The organism is Dietzia cercidiphylli (genome assembly GCF_039531545.1).
Lineage (GTDB): Bacteria > Actinomycetota > Actinomycetes > Mycobacteriales > Mycobacteriaceae > Dietzia > Dietzia natronolimnaea.
Map to the genome: position 1 here is coordinate 220,008 of NZ_BAAAQG010000015.1, position 19,709 is coordinate 239,716.

The window sequence follows — 19,709 nt, forward strand, 5'->3', positions numbered from 1 at the left end:
CGGAGCCGGCGGGGCCCCTTCACCAGATGCTCACGCGCTCCTCGGGGGCGAGCCACAGCCCGTCCCCCTCGGTCACCCCGAACGCGGCGTGGAAGTCGTCGAGGTTCCGCACCACCTGGTTGCAGCGGAACTCCGGCGGGGAGTGCGGGTCCACGGCCAACCGGCGGGCGGCCTCCTCCGCGCGGGTCTTGGTGCGCCACACGATGGCCCAGGAGGTGATGAGCCGCTGGATGCCGGTCATCCCGTCGATCTCGGGGCCCACCTCCGTCCCCTCCGCCGGCTGCACGTCGGAGCCCTCCCCGGTCGACCCCTGCGCCAGCCGGTAGGCCAGCAGCGCGATGGTCAGCCCGCCGAGGTCGCCGATGTTCTCCCCCACCGTGAAGGCTCCGTTGACGTGGTCCTTCGCGGGGTCCAGACCGTCCGGGGTCAGGCCCTGGTACTGGTCGATCAGCGCGTCCACGCGGGTGGAGAACGCGGAGCGGTCGTCGTCGGTCCACCAGTCCACCAGGTTGCCGTCGCCGTCGTACTTCGACCCCTGGTCGTCGAACCCGTGGCCGATCTCGTGACCGATCACCGCGCCGATCGCCCCGTAGTTGGCGGCGTCGTCGGAGTCGGCGTCGAAGAACGGGGGCTGGAGGATGGCGGCCGGGAACACGATCTCGTTCATCACCGGGTTGTAGTAGGCGTTGACCGTCTGCGGGGTCATGTGCCACTCGCCGCGATCGACCGGGCCGCCGAGCTTGCCCAGTTCGTAGCGGTGCTCGAACTCGGCCGACCGCCGCACGTTGCCCAGCAGGTCGTCCGGGCGCACCTCGAGCGCCGAGTAGTCGCGCCACTTCTCCGGGTAGCCGATCTTGGGCACGAACGCCTCGAGCTTCTCCTGCGCCCGCTCGCGGGTCTCCGGCGTCATCCACGGCAACCGCGCGATGGAGTAGCGGTAGGCGGCGGTGAGGTTCTCCACCAGCTCGACCATCCGGGCCTTGTGGCCGGGTGGGAAGTGGCGGGCCACGTACTCCTTACCCACCTCCTCGCCGAGGGCCGCCTCGACCGCGGCGACGCCGCGCTTCCACCGGGCCTTGATCTCCTCCGTGCCGGACATCGCGGTGCCGTAGAAGCGGAAGTCCTCCTCCACCAGGTCGCTGGTCAGGTAGGGCGCGCGCGAACCGAGGACCCGCCACCGCAGCCATTCCTTCCACGTCTCCAGTGGTTCGGTCGACCACAGTCCGGCGACAGCGGTGAGGAAGTCGGGCTGCATGGCCACGACGCGGCCGAAGGTCTCCTCCGAGCCGCCCACCTCACGGGCCCAGTCGTGCCAGGGGAATCCGGGCGCCAGGCCGGGGAGCTCGTCCCAGGTGACGGGGTTGTAGGTCTTGTCGGCGTCGCGGCGGGCCACCACATCCCAGTGCGCGGAGGCGATGCGGGTCTCCAGCGCGACGATCCGTTCGGCGCGGGCGCGGGCGTCCTCGTCTCCCGACAGCTCCGCGAGCACGAGCATCCGCGCGATGTGATCCGTGTACTGGTCGCGCAGCTCCGCGTACTGATCCTCGCGGTAGAAGGACTCGTCCGGCAGTCCGATGCCGTACTGCACCAGGTAGAGGATGTACTCGGTGGAGTTCTTGGCGTCGTTGTTGACGTAGGCGCCGATCAGACCGCCGACGCCCACCTTCTCCAGCCGCGCCATGGCCAGGGCCAGCGAGTCGGCGTCGGTCGCGCCGTCGATCTCGGCCAGATCGGGCGCGAGCGCGGCGACGCCCGCGGCCTCGACCGCGTCGGTGTCCATGAAGGAGGCGTAGAACGCCCCGATCCGCGAGTCCACGGGGGCGTCGGTGATGATGTCCCGCACCCGCTCCTCGGACAGGTCGCGCAGCGCGAGGAAGGCACCGTCGATGGGCCGGTCCGCGGGGATCACGTGATCGCGGATCCAGGTGCCGTTGACGTGTTGGTAGAGGTCGTCCTGGGGACGGACGTCCCGGTCGACGTACTGGAGGTCGAGGCCCGAGGGGCGCGAGTCGTCGGTCGTGGTGATCTCGGTCGCTGTCATGCGACCAGGTTACGGAAGGTCCGGCGACCGGTCTCTCAGTAGAAGCCGTTCCGGGCGTTGTACTCCTTGGCACCCGAATAGGCGTCGACCATCCCCCAGACCCAGAACCCGAGCATGATCGGGATCCCGATCAGGACCACGGACAGCAGGATGCCGAGGAAGTAGCCGGCCATGATGCCGATCCCCTTGCCTGCCTGGCCGTTGATCAGCGTGCCCAGCCCGGGCAGGAAGAAGGACAACACCAGCGAGAGCGCCGGCTCCTTGCGCGACGCCCCGTAGGCCGGCGCGTACGGGTGCATCGCGCCGTAGCCCGGTGAGCCGTAGGGCTGCACGCCGTAAGGCTCCACGCCGTAGGGCTGCGCGCCGTAGGGCTGCGTGCCGTAGGGCTCCGTCCCATAAGGCTGAGTCCCGAACGGCTGGGCCCCGTAGAAATGGGCGCCGTAGGGCTGCTGCTCGAACGGCTGCTGCTCGAACTGCTGCTGGTCGAACTGCTGGTGCCCGAACGAGGGGCTCTCGTAGGACTGCGTCCCGTAGGGAGATAACCGGTCGCCGGAGTCCGACGGGGTGCCGTACGCCGAGCCGTGGCCCCGGGGGTCGTCGCCGTACGACTCGTGGTTCTCGGACGGGGAAGTCATGTCCTCCACAGTAACGCGGAGTGACGGTGTCCCGGTTGCGAGCAGGTCTCAGTTGCGCGCGGTCATCCCGGGCCGGGCCCAGATGTCGGCGCAGTCGACGCAGGCGTCCTCCGACACGACACCGACCCGCTGCAGTTGGCCGTACATCCAGCACCCCAGGCAGAACCCCAGGGCCGCCTCGGCGAGGGCGGCGGCCACCAGCACGCCCAGGACCACGACCCCCGCCCCCGTCAACCCGCCCAGGAACAACCCGAGCGCGACCGAGGACATGACCAGGCCGATCGTCTGGGCGAACCGCTTGGGTGCACCCGCGACCAGCTTGGGCTCGGAGCTGACCCTGGGGGCCAGTACGTGCACCGAGAGCCTGCCGAACGGTGAGTACCGCGGCCCCCCGGCCACCCGGAGGGCGAAGCCGACGACCAGTGCCGCGGCGAGCCAGGTCTGCGCCGGCGGCGGCGCGAGCATCGTCACCACCGCGAGCGTCACGACGAGCCCGGCGGTGCACCGGGCGGCATAGTCGTTGACGACCTCAGGGAACGCGAACACCTCTCGCAGGCTCATGACCGACCTCCTCGACCTCTCGGTACCGTCCGTACCGCCACTCTGCATAGACAGATCTGTCTACCCATGCCCCGAGAGTACGCCTGAACCCGCGAAAGTCCCAGCCCGGTTATCCTGCGGAGCATGGCGCACCGGAGAGCAGCGGCACTTCAGCCCGGCCGTGCGATCGTCGCGGGTCTCGGCCTCGCCCTGGCCGTCGGCGCCTGCGGGCAGGTGACGCCGGGTGAATCACCCACGACCACCACCGGACCGGGCACTGCCCCCACCACGACACCGAGCGTCGCCGCCGGGACTCCCGCCCCCTCCCCCGGCCCGGACGCCACACCGGGGTGTGAGGTCCTGGCCGGGCCGGTCCACAGGCTGGTCACCGGTCAGGTCGACCCGGGAGTCGGCTCCGAGGAGGTGCGGCGCCTGGCCGACGGAGTCGAGGACAACGCCCTGTCCGCCGTGGCGAGCCGGATCTCGGGCCTGGTCGTCCAACCCGCCCCCGACCCCTCGGCCGTCGACGCCCAGTGGGGGCAGTTCGCCCGCCTCTGCGACCTGGACTGACGGACCCCGCACCTAGGCTGGCGCCCGTGCCCCCACCGCTCAGACGCCGATCCGGCTCACCCCGACCGCCCGCCGCCCCGTCACTGCCGCGGCGGGAGCAGCTCCAGCCGCCGCGGTCCGAACTCGAACCGGACGGACTGTGGGACGGCGTGTGGGCCACCGCCTCCGACGCCCCCTCCCCCGACGAGGGCGCGGCGCTGATCGGCGGCGCGGAGATCCGTGAGTCGACACTGGAGGGCATCAGACTGAGCAGCGCCAGGGCCGACTCGCTCCGACTCACCGACGTCGTGGTCAGCGGCTGCGACCTGTCCGGGATGGTCGCCGACGGGGCCACGTTCACCCGGGTCAGATTCACCGGGTGCCGGCTCACCGGCCTGGTCCTGTCCGACGCCAGACTGACCGACGTGTCCTTCGAGGACTGCCACGCCGACATGATCAACCTGCGGATGGCCCGGCTCCAGAGGGTGCGCCTGTCCGCCACCCGCTGCAGGCAGGCGGACCTGCTGGAGGCGCGGGTGGCGGACCTGTCGACGGACGGCGCCGACCTGCGGGGCGCGAGCCTCGACCGGGCCACGTTCACCGCGGTGGACCTGAGGGGTGCCGAGTTGGAGGACGTGCGGGGGGCGTCCGCGCTCCGGGGGGCGATCATCTCGCCGGAGCAGGTCGTCGGGGTCGGACTGGCACTGATCGGCGAAGCGGGGATCAGGGTCGAGTAGGCGGGATCGAGCGAGCGCTCAGGGCAGGTGCGAGGCGGCGTCGCGCCACTGGTTGACGGCCCGGTTGATCACTGCCTGGAGACGGAGAACCTGGTCGCGATCCGTGAGCGCGATGCCGTCGACACCCGTCCGCAGGACGAGCTCGGGCACCCCGCGCCCGGCACCGTTCTCGTCGAGCACCGCCTTCTCGACCACGGACACCTCGAGAACCGCGTCATCGGCCGGACCGTCGACTTCGGCGACGAGGTCGTGACGGTAGCGAGGGGTCGAACAATCTACTGCATCGGACACGAGGGGACTCCCGACTGGAACGGTGGGGCGACTCCAACAATAGAGGTGGGAAAAGACCTGATCGCACCAGTGGGACAGCGTGTTACCGGTTGTGACGGATCCGTGACCCACGCCACCCCCGTCGCGCCGGTGCTGGACGAAGAAATCCCCGCGAAGTTGCGCGAGTTGCTTGTGTGACAGGTGTTACTAATTGATACTCACCCCATGACACCAGCCGGTCAGCCAGCCCGCCGTGCCCTTCTCCCCCGCCTTCTCGTGGCCCTCGCCTCCGCGGCGGCCCTGGCTCTCGGACTCCTCGTCGTCGTCATATCCCCCCGGGCCGACGCCGTCATCCCCCTCTCCCCCGTCTTCGACGGCCTGGCCCGCGGCGTCGACTCCTCGAGCTGGCAACACCCGCACGGCGCGCCGGTCGACTGGCACGCGGCCGCCGCGTCCGGCCAGTCCTTCGCCTTTATCAAGGCCACCGAGGGCACCGGCCCCGCGAACCGCTACTACGAGGCCGACGTCGAGCAGGCCCGGGCATCCGGCATGGCCGTGGGCAGCTACCACAAGGCCCGCCCCGCGATGGATCCCGCGGTCCAGGCCCGCGCCTTCGCCACCCGCCTGCAGTCCGTGGGAGGCGCCCAGCTGCCGCCGGTGCTCGACATCGAGACCGACGAGGGCAAGAACCCGGAGGAGCTGATCGAGTGGACGCACGTCTTCCTCACCGAACTCCAGCACCTCACCGGGCGGACCCCGATCATCTACACGTACCGCTTCTTCTGGATCGACCGGATGGCCAACACCACCCGGTTCTCCGAGTACCCGCTGTGGCTGGCCGAATACGGGGTGCCGGAGCCCACGCTCCCCGTGATCGGTGGCTGGAGCGAGTGGCTGTTCTGGCAGAACTCGGAGACCGGCGAGGTGCCGGGCTTCGCCGGCCCCGTGGACCTCAACGTCTTCGCCGGGACGCGCGAGGAGCTCGGGGCGTGGATGGGACCCGTCACGCCGGGTGAGGCGCCGGCACCCCCGCCGGCACCCGAGCCGGCACCCGAGCCGGCCCCCGCTCCGGAGGCCGCCCCCGCGCCCGCACCCGTCGCCGCCCCCGCGCCGGATGCCGCACCCGTCCTCGATCCCGCCCCCGCCCCCGTCGCCGGAGGACGCGCGGAACCGGTCACCATCGTGGTCCCGGAGGGACTGCCCGCCCCGGACGGCGTCCGACTGCCCGAGACCGTCACCGTCCCGGCCCACATGCTCGACCAGATCCCGCCCGAGTTCCGCTAGGGGTTCTGACGAGCTAGGCCGACCGGCGCCGGGACACCGCCGCGCGCAGCGCCCGCCAGCCCAGGAGGAACACCCCGGTGGCGATCGCGGCCACCACCATGAAGCTCCAGTGCGGCACCCGTCCGTCACCGATCCCGCGGATCAGCATCCCGCCGACGAGGGTGGCGACCCACACCAGGACACCCGACCGGATGGTCCCGGGGTCGCGGCGCGTGGCGAGCACCACGACCCACCCCACCACCAGACCCACCAGGAACGGCCACGCCGTCCCCCACACCTGCCCGATCCCGAGGCCCTCGGAATGGGCGCCGCGCCCGAAGGTCGCGAACACCCCCACGAGCACGGCGTCCAACAGGAACATCAGCGGCAGGGCCACTCGGCTCACCGATCCCTCTCGTCACGGTGCTCGCCGCCGCCCAGCGAGCAGGAGGCCTCACCCTCCCCGGCGTCCCGGGTCCCGTCCTCCCGGACGCGCAAGAGGGGGATCGGCCCGGAGTCGTGGGGGACGGTGGCGCGCCACGGCGTGCCCCTCATCGGCCACATCGCGGCGAGACCGGCGGGCGGGGCGGCGATCACGGCTGGTTGGTCGGGGTGGAGGCGGGGCGACGACGACGAGGCGTCCTCGCGCGGGGTGTCGTCCTCCGCGGGTTCGGCATCCGGATCGATCTCCACCGCACCGCGGTAGAAGAGGAAGAAGACCACCCACCCCGCCAGCGCCACGAGGACGAAGCTGACGATGCGGTAGAGGAACACCGCCGCGAACGCCTGGTGCGCACCGAGCCCGCCCGCGGTGAGCGCGGTGATGAGCGCGAACTCGACCGTTCCCAGACCACCGGGGGTGATCGGCGCGGAGGCCACGATCTTGCCGGTGACGTAGGCGATACACAGACCGCCGATGCTGGGCTGGGCGCCGACCGCGTGGGCGGCCGCCCACAGGCAGCCGATGTCGGCGACCCAGTTGAGGAGTGAGAACGCGAAGGCCTTGGAGAACTGGGTCTTGGTCATCTCGACCGCCTCGGCCTGCTCCACGATCTTGCGGACCCCGGTCGCACCGTGGTCTGCGGGCCGGCGGCGCCGGGCGTTGACCCACGCCAACAACGACAGCAGGGCCTCCTCGATCCTGTCGGGGTTCCTGGCGGCCCAATGCACCACCACCACGATCGCCACGAGGCCGATCGCGGACAGCATCAGCAGGAACGGGTTGGATACACGGCCCACCAGGAAGAAGCCCATCAACGCGAGCAGCACGATCCCCACCGTGGACAGCACTCCGGAGACCACCAGTTGCCACGACGCCACCACCCGGGTCGCGCCCCACTGGCGAGTCTTCCGGTAGGTCAGGGTGGTTCCGAAGACCTGCCCGCCGGGGATACAGGTCGAGAACGCGTTGGCGGAGAAGACCAGACCGACGCTCGCCCAGTACCCCACCCTGACGCCCGCCGACTGCAGCAGCACCTTCTGCACCGAGCCGTAGCTGGACATGGAGAGGTAGGAGAACACCAGCGCCACCGCGACCCAACCCCAGTGCGGGCTGGTGACCGCCGAGAACCCCTCGGCGAAGAACGGCATCTGCCCGCGGAGCCAGTAGAGGACGAAGCCCAGGACGGCCAGGGTCGCCAAGGCCTTGAACCAGGGGTTGACCAGGACCACCCGGACACGACGGCGCAGGACGGCGCCCCGGGTCCCCTTCATCCCGCCACTATAACCCGCGGACCGGCCTCGGCCCAGGTTCACACTCCGGAGGTCGGGCGGGGCCTCACGCGTCGCGATCCCGTTCCCTCTCCCGCTCCCGCTCCTGCCGGAGCCGGGCGATCAGCTCCGCGGCGGGGATCTTCTCCCCGCCGCCCCCGTCCCGACGACGGTGCTCGGGCCGGGGTGCGGTCCGGAGGTCGGGTTCGGGCTCGCGCACAGGTTCGGGCGCGGGTTCGCGCACAGGTTCCGACTCGCGCACAGGTTCCGACTCGCGCACAGGTTCCGGCTCGCGCACAGGTTCCGGCTCGCGCACAGGTTCCGCTTCGGGCTCGCGCTCGAGGAGCCCCACCGCCGATCCCGGCACCTGCGTCCCCTCCGCCACGGAGGGTCCGTCAGCGGGGCTCCCCGCGACAGGTCCTGCGGGTGCGGTGTCAGGGACGCCCGTCTCCGTGACCCTGACCGGTCCCGCCGACCCGACCCGGGCAGGGCCGCCCTGCAGGTGTTCGGGCTCGTCGCCGATCTCGGCCTCGCCCAGGCCGATCCGCTCCTGGACCCGCTTCATCCACCGGGGGGCCCACCAGTTGTCGGTGCCCAGCATCTGCATGACCGCGGGCACCAGCAGCATGCGGATCACCGTGGCGTCGATGATCAGGGCGGCGATCATGCCGAACGCGATGTACTTCATCATCACGATGTCCGAGAACGCGAACGCACCGGTCACCACGATGAGGATCAGCGCGGCCGAGGTGATGATCCGACCGGTGTTGGCCACACCGCTGCGGATGGCCTCGGCGGTCCTGGCGCCCCGGGATCGCGCCTCGACCATCCGGGACACCAGGAACACCTCGTAGTCCGTGGACAACCCGTAGATGATCGCCATGAGCAGCACCACCACGGGCGAGGTGAGCGGCCCCGGTGTGAAGCCGAGCAGGTCGGCGAGGTGCCCGTCGACGAAGATCCACGTGAGGATCCCGAGCGTGGCGCCCAGGCCCAGCAGGTTCATGATCGCCGCCTTGATGGGCAGCACCAGCGAGCCGAACGCCAGGAACATCAGGATCGTGGTGGCGACCAGCACGTACAACACGAACCACGGGAGTCCGTCGACCAGCGCGTCGACCGAGTCGGACTCCATGGCCGGGTTCCCGCCCACGTGGACCTCGGTGCCGGCGGGGATCGGGAACTGCTGCAGGTACTCGACGGTCTCGGCCGGTGAGTTGCGGTCGACCAGACCGGACTGCAGGACCACCACGTCGCGGCCCTGGTCGTCCTGCTGTCCGGACCGGGCGAACTGGAACGGACCGGTGAGCCCGGGCGCGTTGTTGGCCTCGGCGCGGATCTGCGAGAGCGTGGTGCCGTCCGACCCGATCACGACGAGCTTGACCGGGTCGGTGCGGGTGCCGGGGAAGTTCTGGTCGTACTGCTCCTGCGCCACGCGCGTGGTGTTGTCCGGCGGGAGGTAGGTCTCGTTGATGCCGCCGAACTTGACCCCGGAGAACGGGATGATGAGCGCCACGAGGACAACCACGACGGGCACCGCCACCGCCACCGGGTGCTTCATCGAGAAGTCGGCGACCCGGCCGAACAGCCCGTTCTCCACCTGCTCGCGGGTGCGGTGCCGCTGCAGGCGCGTGATGCCGAGCATGTCGACGCGGTGCCCCAACATCACCAGCACCGCCGGGAGCAGCGTCACCGACAGCAGCGCGGCCAGGATGACGGCGGCGATCGCCCCATAGGCCACCGACTTGAGGAAGTCCTGCGGGAAGATCAGCAGCCCGGACAGGGTCACGCCCACCATGACGGCCGAGAACACCACGGTGCGGCCGGCGGTGGCCACGGCTCTGCGTACGGCGACGACCGGTGGGTACCCCTCGGCCATCTCCTCCCGGAACCGGCTCACCACGAACAGCCCGTAGTCGATCGCCAGCCCCAGGCCGATCAGCGTGACCACGTTCTGGGCGAACGAGTTGACCGGCACCACCAACGACAGCAGGTGCAGGGCGCCGATCGACCCGAGGATCGTCAGGATGCCCACGGCCACCGGCAGGAACGCGGCCACCACGCCGCCGAACACCACGATGAGCAGGACGAACACCAGGGGCAGCGCGATGAGCTCCGCCCGGACGAGGTCGGCGTCCATGCCGTCCTGCAGCGCTCCCGCGACCGCCTGGACGCCGGCGACGTCGGTCTCGATGCCGTCGACGTCGATCCGGTTCTCGATCACCCGGAAGTTCTCGAGGATCTCCTCCTCCTCGCCCGCCAGCTGGATCGAGGCCACCGCGATGCCCTCGTCACGGTTGACCAGGGCGGGGGACTGGTTGTAGACGAAGCTGGTCACGCCGGTGACCTCGTCGGGGAACTCGTCGCGGATCGCGTCGAGCGAGGCCCGGACGGGGTCCTGGAACGCGGGATCGTCGACCGTGGTGCCCTCGGGGGCGTGATAGGTGACGACGACGTCGCCGAGCGCGTCGCGGCCGTACGCTTCCTGCTCGAGCCGCTCGGCGGTCGCCCACCCGCTCTTCGGGTCCTCGAAGCCCCCCTGACCGAAGGCGTTGCCGAACATGCTGCCGGCGACGCTGAGGGCGGCCATGACCAGGACCATGAAGAGCAGGACGGGGACGCGGCGGCGGGCGACGAACCCTCCGAGTGAGTTGAACACGGCTGCGCGCTCCTAACGCGAGTTGAGCAGGGCGGTGAGCGGCCGGAGCGGCTGCAGCCAGGCACCCTCGTCGGGCAGGTTCTCCAGGCTGACCCGGGGCAGGGGCTCCCGGAACACGCCTGGGATGTCCTCGAGGTCGAGGAATCGGATCGTGTCGTGTTGGACGGCCCAGGTGGCGTGCTCCCGGAACCCGATGACGGTGACGGGGACCTCGTCGGCGAGCTCCTCCAACGGCTCGCGGAACGCCTGGCCGTCGGCGGAGGCCACCACGACACCGGCGAGCCTGCCGGACTCGGCGCGCCGGTCGATGTGCTCGAGCATGTCGTCGTCGACATCGGAGTCTTCGCTGGTCTTGGGCTTGGCGAAGACGGCGAAGCCGACGTTGCGCAGGGCCTCGACCCAGGGGCGGACGTTGTCCGAGGTGCCCGGGACGATGTTGGTGAAGACGGTTGCCTCGGCCTCGAGGGTGTCGTTGGTGGTCACCGACAACTCGGCCGCGTACCCGAGCAGCCACCGCCCGAGCGCGTCGAAACGGGGACGGTACACGGCCGTGGGACGGCCGCCGAGGATCGAGCCCAGGCCCATGTCCACGTTGGGGGCGTCCCAGACGAGCAGCACCAGGCCCGGGGCGTCGGGCGGCACCACGTCGGAGAGGTCGTGGGCGTCCGGTCCGTCAGGTGGGGTCATCGTCTGCTGCCTCGGTCTTCTTGTAGATACGGGGTTGTCAGTCTCTACGACGCCAGAGGAGCTCGTTGATCACTCGCTCCTCCTGCAGACCCTTGCCCTCGAACTTCGTCACGGGTCTTTTCAGACTGAACGGTACGTGTCCGGCCCCGGTCGTGGCGTCGAGCCGCTCGAGTGAGGGTTCCGCGTCGCCGGTCTCGGCGATCCAGTCGGCATAGTCCGCGTGGTCGGTGGCCACGTGGAGCACACCGCCGGGACGGAGGCGCGAGGAGATCAGTTCGAACGTGCCCGACTGCAGGAGCCGCCGCTTGTGGTGGCGGGCCTTGGGCCACGGATCCGGGAAGAACACGCGCACGCCGGTCAGGCTCGACGGCGCGATCATGTTGGTCAGCACGTCCACCCCGTCGCCGCGGATCATCCGGACGTTCTCGAGCCCCTCGCGCAGGATCATCCCCAGGAGCTGGGCCAGACCCGGCTGGTAGACCTCCACCGCGATCACGTCCACGTCGGGCTCGTCGGCCGCCATCGCCGCGGTCGACGTCCCGGTCCCGGAGCCGATCTCCACGATCAGCGGCGCGACGCGACCGAACAGGGCCTGCGGGTCGACGAGGTCGTCCGCCACGTTGCGGCCGTAGGTCGGCCAGTGTTCCTCCCAGTTCCGCTGCTGCCCCGGACGCAGGGTGCCGCGCCGGAACCGGTAGGCCGTGACCCTGGGGAACAGACGCGGGTCGTGGTCGGGGGTCGCACCGCCCCGGGTGTCGCCGTCCGGGGTGTCGCCGTCCGGGGTGTCGCCGTCCGCCGGTCGGGGGCTCTCGCTCTGGTTCACCCGGTCATCATCCCGTAGTCGGCGGCCCGGGTCCGAATCCGGTGGCCGGGCGGGGCGTGCGCCGGGACGACGGGCACCGCCCGGGATACCCGCCGGACCCGGGGGAAGGTCTTGCCGCCGCAGCCCGGCCGGGACACCATGAGCCCGTGCCGATCGTGACCCACGACACCGCTCCCCGTCCCACGGCGCGGCCGCCGATCGCCGACCCCGTCTCCCGGGTCCGGCGGATGGTCGGCTCCGCGCGGGAGCACGGCGGCGACCGCATCGTGGGAGACGGACTCGGCGAGCTGGAACTCGCGCTCGCCCGCGTCGACGCGCCGGCGGACATCCGTGTGCGGGGCGGACTCGGGTCGGGCCGACGCACCCTCGCCGCGGCGCTGCGCACCCGCAGAGGGTGGCGTCCCGCGATCGACGACCTGGACGTGCTGGCCGCACACGACGGCGCGGCGCGCACGCCACCCGACGTGGAGATCATCTGTCTGCGTACGGCGCCGTGTCGGCACGAGGAGGCCTGGGTGCGGCGTCCCCGGGCACACCCGCTCCTGGTGGTGGCCACCGGCGTCGACGAGGCGGCTCCTCCCCGGTGGGCCCGCGGGCTCCCCGCGGTGGACGCCCGACGGGCGTCCGACGGGTCTCTCGACGTCGTGGTGTCCTTCCTCGACCGGGCCCTCGAGGGACTCCCCGCGGTCCGTCTCGCCCGACTCGAGGCGGAGCTGGAGAGGCTCTCGGTCCACGACCGGGTCGGCGACCTCGCCGAGGCCGCGTTGTGCGCGCTCGGCCCGCAGGGCCGCACATGAGCGCGATCCCGCCGACACCGGTCGGGCGGGTCGTGCGGACCGTGGCCGTCCTCGGCGCGCGGGACTCCGCCGTGCCGGCCGTGGCCGAGGCGCTCACCGCGGCCGCCGGGCCGACCGTCGCCGACAGCGGGCGCGACATCCGCGTCGTCGTCGACGCCGGACCCGACGACCGGCCGGACGCCGCGGTGCTCGTCGTCGACGCCGTCTGCCCCATCCGGCCCGACGACCTGGAGGTCGCCCGCGGCGTGGCCTCCCGGGTCCCGCTGGCGGTGGCCCTCGCCGGGGGCGTCGACACGTGCGACCCCGAGGCGTTGTCGGAGACCCTCGACGTCACCTCCCGACGACTCGCCGAGGCGGGGGTGACGGCGCCGCTGCGGGTGGTGGACTCCGATCCCGCCGCCCCGGCGGCCCTGCTCGCGGCAGTGCTCGACTCCCCGGGCGATCGAGCGACGGACCGCCGCGAGGGCGGGGGCGCGCGCGGAGACGGAACGGACCGGGCGGCCGCGCAGGGTCCCGCGACGGACACCGTCGACTGGCTCCTCGCGCGTCGCACCGAGGCCATCACCTCGCGTTCCCAGTCGCTCCGGCAGGACGTGCAGGCACTGCGCATGGAGGTGGTGCAGGACCTCCACCGTTCGATGCGTGACCTCGGCTCCCGCGCGCGGGAGGAGCTCGCGGCCGCGCCCCGATCCCGGGTCGACGGGATCGTCCGGGCCCTGGCCACCGACGCGGACACCGCGGTCGCGGGGACCATCGCGCGTGCGGACCGTCGCGCGGACGCGCTCGTGGCCCGCCACCTCGGGGCCGCCGCGCCCACCACACCGCGGATCCCCGCACCGTCCGGCGGGATCGCCCCGGGTCGTCCGCCCCGCAACCACGGCGAGGAGGCACTCGTGATGATCATGGGTGCGGCCGGCGGGACCGGGGTGGGGCGCATGCTCCTGTCCCCACTCGCCGAGATCCCCGGGCTGGCGGCGGTGGTGATCCCCCTGGCGTTGCTCTGTGGCGTCGCGCTCGGGTGGACCACGGTCACGGTCAGGCGGACCCAGACGCTGCGGTCCCACACGTCCGCCGTCGTGACCGAACGTCTGGGCGCCCTGCGCGCGGAGGTCGAACAGTCCCTCGGCGCCAGGATCCTGGCCGCGGAGGCCACCATCACCGACGGCTTCGCCCATGACCCGGGCCCCCGGGTCGGCGACCTCGAACGCCGTATCCGCCGGTCACGGCTCACGGGGAGGGCACCCGCGCCCACCCCGACCACCGCTTCCGCGGCTACTGTTGCGGGGCCCGCAGGCACTCCCCCGCCCGCCCTCGCCACCCCAGGGAGCCCCTCGACATGACCGACCCCTTCCCCGGTTCCGAACCGTCCGACTTCAGTGCCAGGCCCGACGTGTGCGGCCTCGACGGCGCCCCGCTCGCCGAGGCCTCGTCCCTGGGTCTGCACGTCCCGGTCGGTGACGGCGTCCTCGATCTCGGCTCACCCGAGGCGGATCTCGACGGCGACGGCTTCATGGAGGCCGTCACCCGGGGGGACGGCCGGGGGCTCACCGTCTATACGGACGTCGACGGCGACGGGACGGTCGACCACGTCTCGACGGTCCGGTTCGACGGCAGCTACGACTCCTGGCGCCTGGCCAATCCCGCGGAGGGGGTCCCGTTCGGGGGCTTCACCAACGAGGCCCGTGCCGGGTCCCCCGAATCGTCGCCGGCCCCGGCCCGGTGGGAACGCATCGACCACGGCCACATCTGAAAAGTTGAGGCATTGCTCACGTCGGGGCCACGATCGGGGCCCGGAAGGCGGCGGGACCATCGGGTTGACGATAGTGTGTGATCGATACCATGCACCGTGTACGAGGAGCTGTGATGACCACCACCACCATTCCCGGCCTCGAGGGTCAGGCGCCAACCGATCACGCGGAGATGCTCGCGTGGATCGCCGAGGTCGCCGAACTGACCCAGCCGGACCGGGTCGTCTTCGCCGACGGCTCCGACGAGGAGTGGGACCGCCTCACGACGGAACTGGTGGAGCACGGCACCTTCGTGAAACTCGACGAGTCCAAGAAGCCCAACTCGTTCCTCGCCCAGTCCGACCCCAAGGACGTCGCGCGGGTCGAGTCGCGGACGTTCATCTGCTCGGAGACCGCGGAGGGCGCCGGCCCCACCAACAACTGGCGGGACCCGGCCGAGATGCGCGGCCACATGACCGAGCTGTTCCGCGGCAGCATGCGTGGTCGCACGATGTACGTCGTGCCCTACTGCATGGGCCCCCTGGAGGCCGAGGACCCCAAGCTCGGCATCGAGCTCTCCGACTCCGCCTACGTCGTGGTGTCCATGAAGATCATGACCCGCATGGGCACCGCCGCGCTGGAGAAGATCGGCTCCGACGGCGCGTACGTCAAGGGCCTGCACACCGTGGGCGCCCCGCTCGAGCCCGGCCAGGAGGACGTCTCGTGGCCGTGTAACGAGGAGAAGTACATCACCCACTTCCCGGAGAGCCGGGAGATCTGGTCCTTCGGATCCGGGTACGGCGGCAACGCGCTGCTGGGCAAGAAGTGCTTCGCGCTGCGGATCGCCTCCGCCATGGCCCGCGACGAGGGCTGGATGGCCGAGCACATGCTCATCCTCAAGCTCATCTCCCCGGAGGACAAGGTCTACTTCATCGCCGCGGCCTTCCCGTCCGCGTGCGGCAAGACCAACCTCGCAATGCTGCAGCCGACCATCGAGGGCTGGCGCGCGGAGGTCGTGGGAGACGACATCGCCTGGATGCGCTTCGGCGAGGACGGCCGGCTCTACGCCGTCAACCCGGAGTACGGCTTCTTCGGCGTCGCGCCCGGCACCAACTACTCGTCCAACCCCAACGCCATGAAGACGCTGGAGGCGGGCAACTCCATCTACACCAACGTCGCCCTCACGGATGACGGCGACGTGTGGTGGGAGGACCTGGAGGGGACCCCGGACCACCTGATCGACTGGCTGGGCAACGACTGGACGCCCGTGGGCGACGGCGGGGCCGGCAACGCCGCCCACCCCAACTCCCGCTACTGCGTGCCGATCGACCAGTGCCCGGTCACGGCCGCGGAGTTCAACTCCCCCGAGGGCGTGCCGATCTCGGCCATCCTGTTCGGCGGTCGCCGCGCGGACACCGTGCCGCTGGTGAGCGAGGCCCACTCGTGGAACCACGGCGTCTACATCGGTGCCACCCTCTCCTCCGGCCAGACCGCGGCCGCGGAGGGCCAGGTCGGCGCGGTCCGCCGCGACCCGATGGCCATGCTGCCCTTCATCGGCTACAACGTCGGTGACTACTTCCAGCACTGGGTGGACATGGGCGCCCGCGGTGGCGACAAGATGCCCAAGGTCTTCCTGGTCAACTGGTTCCGCAAGGGCGCGGACGGTCGCTTCCTCTGGCCCGGGTTCGGCGAGAACAGCCGGGTCCTCAAGTGGGTCGTGGACCGCATCGAGGGCCGGGTCGAGGCGGACGAGACCGTCGCGGGCTTCACCGCCCGAGCCTCGGACATCGACCTCACCGGCCTCGACACCCCCCTCAAGGACGTCGAGGAGGCACTGGCCATCGACCCCGAGGAGTGGCGCCGCGAGCTCCCGCTCATCACCGAGTGGCTGGAGTTCTGCGGACCCAAGGTCCCGGCCGAGGTGCACGAGCAGTTCGCCGCCCTCAAGGAGCGCCTGGGCTGAGACCTGCGGGACGAGAACGGAAGTCCCGGAGACGGATCCGCGAACGGGCCGCACCCACACCGGGTGCGGCCCGTTCGCGTTCCGTGTGACCGAACCCTCTTTGCAAGATCCCCATTCGGTGGGACAGTGGTTGCGTCATCAATACACTGAGCGCATGTGTGGAGGAGTGGCATGAGGGTCGCCGCTGCCGGGCTCATCGCCCTCCCGGTTCTCGTGGGAGGGCTCGGGCTCGCGGCGGCGGTCGTCGTCCTCGGCTCCCCGGAGGCCACCGCACCTAGCGCGGACGAGGTGGCCGAGGAGGTCGCCGCTCCGGGGTCGGGGGGACCGGTCACCCGCGACGGCACCGACATCGAGGGGTCGAGACCGCACCTGACGGTGCGCTCGGGGATGCCTTCGCTCATGCTCGCCGGGACGATCCCGGGGTTCCTCGCCCTCCTCCCGGCCTCGGCGGGCCCCCTGCCCACCCTGACCCCCTTCGGGGACGCCACCGCAGGGGCCGGCGGGCCCGCCACCGGCCGACCGGCGGGTCCGGCGGGTCCGACGACAACCGTGCCGTCGACGGCCGGCAGCCCGGCCCCGACCGTCAGGAATCCCTCCCCCGTACCCGACCCCCGCGTCGGATCCGCCCCGACGACGGGCTCCGGTGCGACGGCTCCCCGGCCGACCGTCCCCGGCGGTCCGGTGCTGCTCACGATCGACCCCACGGCGGGCCCCGGGACGGATGCACCCGCCACCGGCAGGCCCCAGACCGACCGCACACCACCGCCGCACGCCGCTGAGACAGGGCGCCCAGATCACGCGGGGACCACGGGGCCGCCCCCGCACGCCTCGGCACACCCGCGCAGCGACGGGGCGCTCCGGGACTCCTCGCGGTCCTACGCCCGTTCCTCGCCGGAGTGACCCCGCGGCTGGGAAGGGCGCCCTCGGTCCGATGGTGGTACTCGGCGCGCCTGCGCATCACGCTGGGAATCACCCTCACCTCTGCCGCCGTGTTCGCCGCCATGGTGCTGTTCACGCTGCAGGTGCTCCATCTCACCGCCGAACGGACGACCGACGCCCGTCTCAACCGCGAGGCCGCGGACTTCTCGACGTTCATGGACGCGGGGATCCTGCCGTCGGCCGAGTCGGAGAACCCCACCACCGAGCAGCTGATCCGCGCGTATCTGGCGCAGCAGTACCCGTCGGCCGAGCTGCTCCTCGTGGGGACCGCCACCACCTCGGGGACGCAGTTCACGCTCTCGAGGTTCAGCTCGGACGACGACACCCTGTTCCCCCCGGCCATGCGGTCCCAGATCCAACGGATCGGGCTGGTGTCGGATGAGGGGTCCGGTATCATCGACGGCACCGTGCGGTGGCGGAAGGCCGAGGTCGACGGCCCGGCCGGGCCGACCAACATCGTGGTCGCGATCAGTGACGCACCCACCCGCGAGGACACCGGTCGCGTCGCCGACCTCCTGCTGAGCACCGGCGCCGGCGGCATCGTCCTCAGCGCGCTCGTCGCCTGGCTCCTGGCCGGCCGGATGATCGTCCCCGTCCGAAGGATCCGTGAGGCCGCGGAGACGATCTCGGCCGCGGACCTGTCACGACGGGTCCCCGTCGACGGACCGGACGAGATCGTCTCCCTGGCCGACACGGTCAACGCGATGCTCGAGCGCGTGGAGGAGGCCTATCGGACGCAGCGGGAGTTCCTCGACGACGCCGGCCACGAGCTCCGCACGCCCCTGACCGTGGTCCAGGGGAACCTGGATCTCATGCCGGAGGATCCGCAGGAGCGGGCCGAGACCACCCGGATCATGCAGGACGAGCTGTCCCGGATGACCCGCATCGTCGAGGACCTGCTCACCCTGGCGCGCTCCGACCGCCCCGACTTCCTCCAGACCGCCCCCACCGACGTCGCGGAACTGGTTCTGGACGTCGAGGCGAAGATCGACGTGATCGCCGACCGCGAGTGGTCGGTGCTGCCGTACGCCGAGGACGTCGCCCTGCTGGACCAGCACCGGATCACCCAGGCGCTCATCCAGTTCTGCTCCAATGCCGTGCGGTTCACCGGACCGGGGGACCTGATCGAGATCGGCTGCCGGGTGATCGCCCCGGGGGACCCGACGGTCACCGACGATCTGGCGGTCGGCCCACTGCCCGACCCGCCGCATCGCGAGAACTACCGACGCCGGTTGCTGTGGTGGGTGCGCGACAGCGGCCCGGGGATCCCGCCCGGCGAGGAGGAGACCATCTTCGAGCGGTTCCACACCGCCCGCGGTCAGCTCCGCGACGGTCGCGGGGGAACCGGGCTGGGCCTGGCGATCGTCGCGACGATCGCCCGGGCCCACGGGGGCCGCGCGTTCGCGTTCAACGCCAAGGGCGGGGGCGCCGCGTTCTGCATCGCCGTCCCCTACGTCCCCGCGAGCTTCGATTCCGACGCCGGGGACGAGGTGGACACCGACCTCGACGAGGCCGCCCCCACGGTCGGTCGGGGGCCCGAGCGTCGCCGCCGATCCGGCAGGGGGCGGTACGAGCGGAACCGGCGATCCGGCGCACCCGGGGACACGACCTGATGACACGCTCGAATCACGTGCTCCGCGTGGAATACTCCATTGTCTTAGAAGGAGGGTTGCATGACGAATGTGCTCGTCGTGGAGGATGACGACCTCATCCGCTCGGTACTGGTCAAGGCACTCGGCGGCGCCGAGTACACCGCACTCGAGGCGGTGGACGGGGACAGCGCGCGGTCCATCCTGTCGACCATCTCCGACATCGATCTGATGTTGCTGGACATCGGCCTGCCGGACATCGACGGCCTGACGCTGCTCCGCGAGGCGCGCGACCGCGGGTTCGCGGCTCCCGTCATCATCCTCACGGCCCGCGACAGCGTCGCGAACACCGTCGAGGGACTGGACTCCGGGGCCAACGACTACATGGTCAAGCCCTTCCGTGTCCCGGAGCTGCTGGCCCGCATCCGGCTCCGCCTGCGCGAGCACGAGGCGTCGGAGGACCCCGGCATCCTCGAGCACGCCGGCATGCGCCTGGACATCCGCACCCGCCGGGTCGAGGTCGACGGCCGGATCCAGGAACTCACGAACCGCGAGTACTCGCTGCTGGAGATGTTGCTGCGCAACAAGGGCGAGACCATCAGCCGTGAGCAGTTGCTCGAGAGCGTGTGGGGTATGGACTTCGACCCCGGTTCGAACATCGTCAACGTCTACATCCGGTCGTTGCGCCGCAAGATCGGTGAGAACAAGGTCCACACCGTCCGGGGCGTCGGCTACCGCGTGGAGTGACCGCTCCACCCCGACCGGACCACTGCGGCGCCG

Annotated in this window: 19 protein-coding genes; 10 read left to right on the forward strand and 9 right to left on the reverse strand. The window is 71.3% G+C overall.

All coding sequences use genetic code 11. From position 1 onward, the window contains the following. Window positions 1-19 precede the first annotated feature (19 nt). From ABD250_RS15060 to ABD250_RS15070, 3 genes are read right to left on the reverse strand one after another with little or no spacing between them, the layout of a single operon-like run. The gene (locus ABD250_RS15060) at window positions 20-2,041 is read right to left on the reverse strand and encodes a M13 family metallopeptidase (RefSeq protein ID WP_182658280.1); all 2,022 of its coding nucleotides are present in this window, start codon (window positions 2,039-2,041) and stop codon (window positions 20-22) included. 35 nt (window positions 2,042-2,076) lie between these two features. Further along, a complete protein-coding gene (locus ABD250_RS15065) occupies window positions 2,077-2,676 on the reverse strand; it encodes a hypothetical protein (protein WP_206685733.1) in 600 nt (199 codons plus the stop codon). A gap of 48 nt (window positions 2,677-2,724) precedes the next feature. Then, complete coding sequence (locus ABD250_RS15070) at window positions 2,725-3,237, reverse strand: DUF4395 domain-containing protein (protein ID WP_179523589.1); 513 nt, start codon at window positions 3,235-3,237, stop codon at window positions 2,725-2,727. Between the two features lie 123 nt (window positions 3,238-3,360). On the opposite strand from ABD250_RS15070, the gene ABD250_RS15075 reads away from it, so the two are divergent. Next, window positions 3,361-3,786, forward strand: coding sequence for a hypothetical protein (locus ABD250_RS15075; protein WP_344393072.1), 426 nt, complete (start codon window positions 3,361-3,363; stop codon window positions 3,784-3,786). Between the two features lie 26 nt (window positions 3,787-3,812). Then, complete coding sequence (locus tag ABD250_RS15080; protein WP_182659337.1) at window positions 3,813-4,502, forward strand: pentapeptide repeat-containing protein; 690 nt, start codon at window positions 3,813-3,815, stop codon at window positions 4,500-4,502. Between the two features lie 18 nt (window positions 4,503-4,520). Here ABD250_RS15080 and ABD250_RS15085 read toward each other — a convergent pair whose 3' ends face one another. Continuing rightward, window positions 4,521-4,793 (reverse strand): hypothetical protein, encoded by a 273-nt coding sequence (locus tag ABD250_RS15085; protein ID WP_179523592.1) that lies wholly within the window; start codon window positions 4,791-4,793, stop codon window positions 4,521-4,523. A 204-nt stretch (window positions 4,794-4,997) separates the two neighbouring features. On the opposite strand from ABD250_RS15085, the gene ABD250_RS15090 reads away from it, so the two are divergent. Then, window positions 4,998-6,056, forward strand: a complete 1,059-nt coding sequence (locus ABD250_RS15090; RefSeq protein WP_344393075.1) for a glycoside hydrolase family 25 protein — start codon at window positions 4,998-5,000, stop codon at window positions 6,054-6,056. Between the two features lie 13 nt (window positions 6,057-6,069). Here the strand turns inward: ABD250_RS15090 and ABD250_RS15095 are convergent, their stop codons facing one another. The 5 genes from ABD250_RS15095 to trmB form a co-directional block, all read right to left on the reverse strand. Next, complete coding sequence (locus ABD250_RS15095; RefSeq protein ID WP_375544356.1) at window positions 6,070-6,441, reverse strand: DUF3054 domain-containing protein; 372 nt, start codon at window positions 6,439-6,441, stop codon at window positions 6,070-6,072. Next, window positions 6,438-7,748, reverse strand: coding sequence for a lysylphosphatidylglycerol synthase transmembrane domain-containing protein (locus ABD250_RS15100; RefSeq protein ID WP_182658948.1), 1,311 nt, complete (start codon window positions 7,746-7,748; stop codon window positions 6,438-6,440). Before ABD250_RS15100 ends, ABD250_RS15095 begins: the two co-directional genes overlap by 4 nt. 64 nt (window positions 7,749-7,812) lie before the next feature. Further along, on the reverse strand, window positions 7,813-10,404 hold the full coding sequence (locus tag ABD250_RS15105; RefSeq protein WP_344393077.1) for an MMPL family transporter: 2,592 nt from the start codon (window positions 10,402-10,404) through the stop codon (window positions 7,813-7,815). A gap of 12 nt (window positions 10,405-10,416) precedes the next feature. Continuing rightward, on the reverse strand, window positions 10,417-11,091 hold the full coding sequence (locus tag ABD250_RS15110) for an NYN domain-containing protein (RefSeq protein ID WP_179523595.1): 675 nt from the start codon (window positions 11,089-11,091) through the stop codon (window positions 10,417-10,419). A 37-nt stretch (window positions 11,092-11,128) separates the two neighbouring features. Next, window positions 11,129-11,914, reverse strand: a complete 786-nt coding sequence (gene trmB, locus ABD250_RS15115; protein ID WP_182658952.1) for a tRNA (guanosine(46)-N7)-methyltransferase TrmB — start codon at window positions 11,912-11,914, stop codon at window positions 11,129-11,131. Window positions 11,915-12,060: 146 nt separating this feature from the next. On the opposite strand from trmB, the gene ABD250_RS15120 reads away from it, so the two are divergent. The 7 genes from ABD250_RS15120 (at window position 12,061) to ABD250_RS15150 (ending at window position 19,676) form a co-directional block, all read left to right on the forward strand. Beyond that, window positions 12,061-12,711 (forward strand): hypothetical protein, encoded by a 651-nt coding sequence (locus ABD250_RS15120; RefSeq protein ID WP_179523597.1) that lies wholly within the window; start codon window positions 12,061-12,063, stop codon window positions 12,709-12,711. Beyond that, entirely contained in the window at window positions 12,708-14,051 is a 1,344-nt protein-coding gene (locus ABD250_RS15125) for a hypothetical protein (protein WP_344393081.1), read from the forward strand. Before ABD250_RS15120 ends, ABD250_RS15125 begins: the two co-directional genes overlap by 4 nt. Continuing rightward, on the forward strand, window positions 14,048-14,461 hold the full coding sequence (locus ABD250_RS15130; protein ID WP_182609868.1) for a DUF6802 family protein: 414 nt from the start codon (window positions 14,048-14,050) through the stop codon (window positions 14,459-14,461). The genes ABD250_RS15125 and ABD250_RS15130 overlap by 4 nt, the downstream gene beginning before the upstream one ends. A gap of 113 nt (window positions 14,462-14,574) precedes the next feature. Next, window positions 14,575-16,401 (forward strand): phosphoenolpyruvate carboxykinase (GTP), encoded by a 1,827-nt coding sequence (locus tag ABD250_RS15135; protein ID WP_179523600.1) that lies wholly within the window; start codon window positions 14,575-14,577, stop codon window positions 16,399-16,401. A gap of 171 nt (window positions 16,402-16,572) precedes the next feature. After that, window positions 16,573-17,301, forward strand: a complete 729-nt coding sequence (locus tag ABD250_RS15140; protein ID WP_179523601.1) for a hypothetical protein — start codon at window positions 16,573-16,575, stop codon at window positions 17,299-17,301. After that, window positions 17,298-18,953, forward strand: a complete 1,656-nt coding sequence (locus ABD250_RS15145) for a sensor histidine kinase (protein ID WP_338404228.1) — start codon at window positions 17,298-17,300, stop codon at window positions 18,951-18,953. The genes ABD250_RS15140 and ABD250_RS15145 overlap by 4 nt, the downstream gene beginning before the upstream one ends. Window positions 18,954-19,013: 60 nt before the next feature. Continuing rightward, a complete protein-coding gene (locus tag ABD250_RS15150; protein ID WP_179523602.1) occupies window positions 19,014-19,676 on the forward strand; it encodes a response regulator transcription factor in 663 nt (220 codons plus the stop codon). Window positions 19,677-19,709 lie beyond the last annotated feature (33 nt).

What these genes read in the sequence shown, in the direction of transcription:
- ABD250_RS15100 (WP_182658948.1), bottom strand. Translation starts at nt 7,748, where the DNA reads ATGAAGGGGACCCGGGGCGCCGTCCTGCGCCGTCGTGTCCGGGTGGTC.
- ABD250_RS15090 (WP_344393075.1), top strand. Translation starts at nt 4,998, where the DNA reads ATGACACCAGCCGGTCAGCCAGCCCGCCGTGCCCTTCTCCCCCGCCTT.
- ABD250_RS15110 (WP_179523595.1), bottom strand. Translation starts at nt 11,091, where the DNA reads ATGACCCCACCTGACGGACCGGACGCCCACGACCTCTCCGACGTGGTG.
- ABD250_RS15135 (WP_179523600.1), top strand. Translation starts at nt 14,575, where the DNA reads ATGACCACCACCACCATTCCCGGCCTCGAGGGTCAGGCGCCAACCGAT.
- ABD250_RS15065 (WP_206685733.1), bottom strand. Translation starts at nt 2,676, where the DNA reads ATGACTTCCCCGTCCGAGAACCACGAGTCGTACGGCGACGACCCCCGG.
- ABD250_RS15070 (WP_179523589.1), bottom strand. Translation starts at nt 3,237, where the DNA reads ATGAGCCTGCGAGAGGTGTTCGCGTTCCCTGAGGTCGTCAACGACTAT.
- ABD250_RS15130 (WP_182609868.1), top strand. Translation starts at nt 14,048, where the DNA reads ATGACCGACCCCTTCCCCGGTTCCGAACCGTCCGACTTCAGTGCCAGG.
- ABD250_RS15060 (WP_182658280.1), bottom strand. Translation starts at nt 2,041, where the DNA reads ATGACAGCGACCGAGATCACCACGACCGACGACTCGCGCCCCTCGGGC.
- ABD250_RS15140 (WP_179523601.1), top strand. Translation starts at nt 16,573, where the DNA reads ATGAGGGTCGCCGCTGCCGGGCTCATCGCCCTCCCGGTTCTCGTGGGA.
- ABD250_RS15075 (WP_344393072.1), top strand. Translation starts at nt 3,361, where the DNA reads ATGGCGCACCGGAGAGCAGCGGCACTTCAGCCCGGCCGTGCGATCGTC.
- ABD250_RS15150 (WP_179523602.1), top strand. Translation starts at nt 19,014, where the DNA reads ATGACGAATGTGCTCGTCGTGGAGGATGACGACCTCATCCGCTCGGTA.
- ABD250_RS15125 (WP_344393081.1), top strand. Translation starts at nt 12,708, where the DNA reads ATGAGCGCGATCCCGCCGACACCGGTCGGGCGGGTCGTGCGGACCGTG.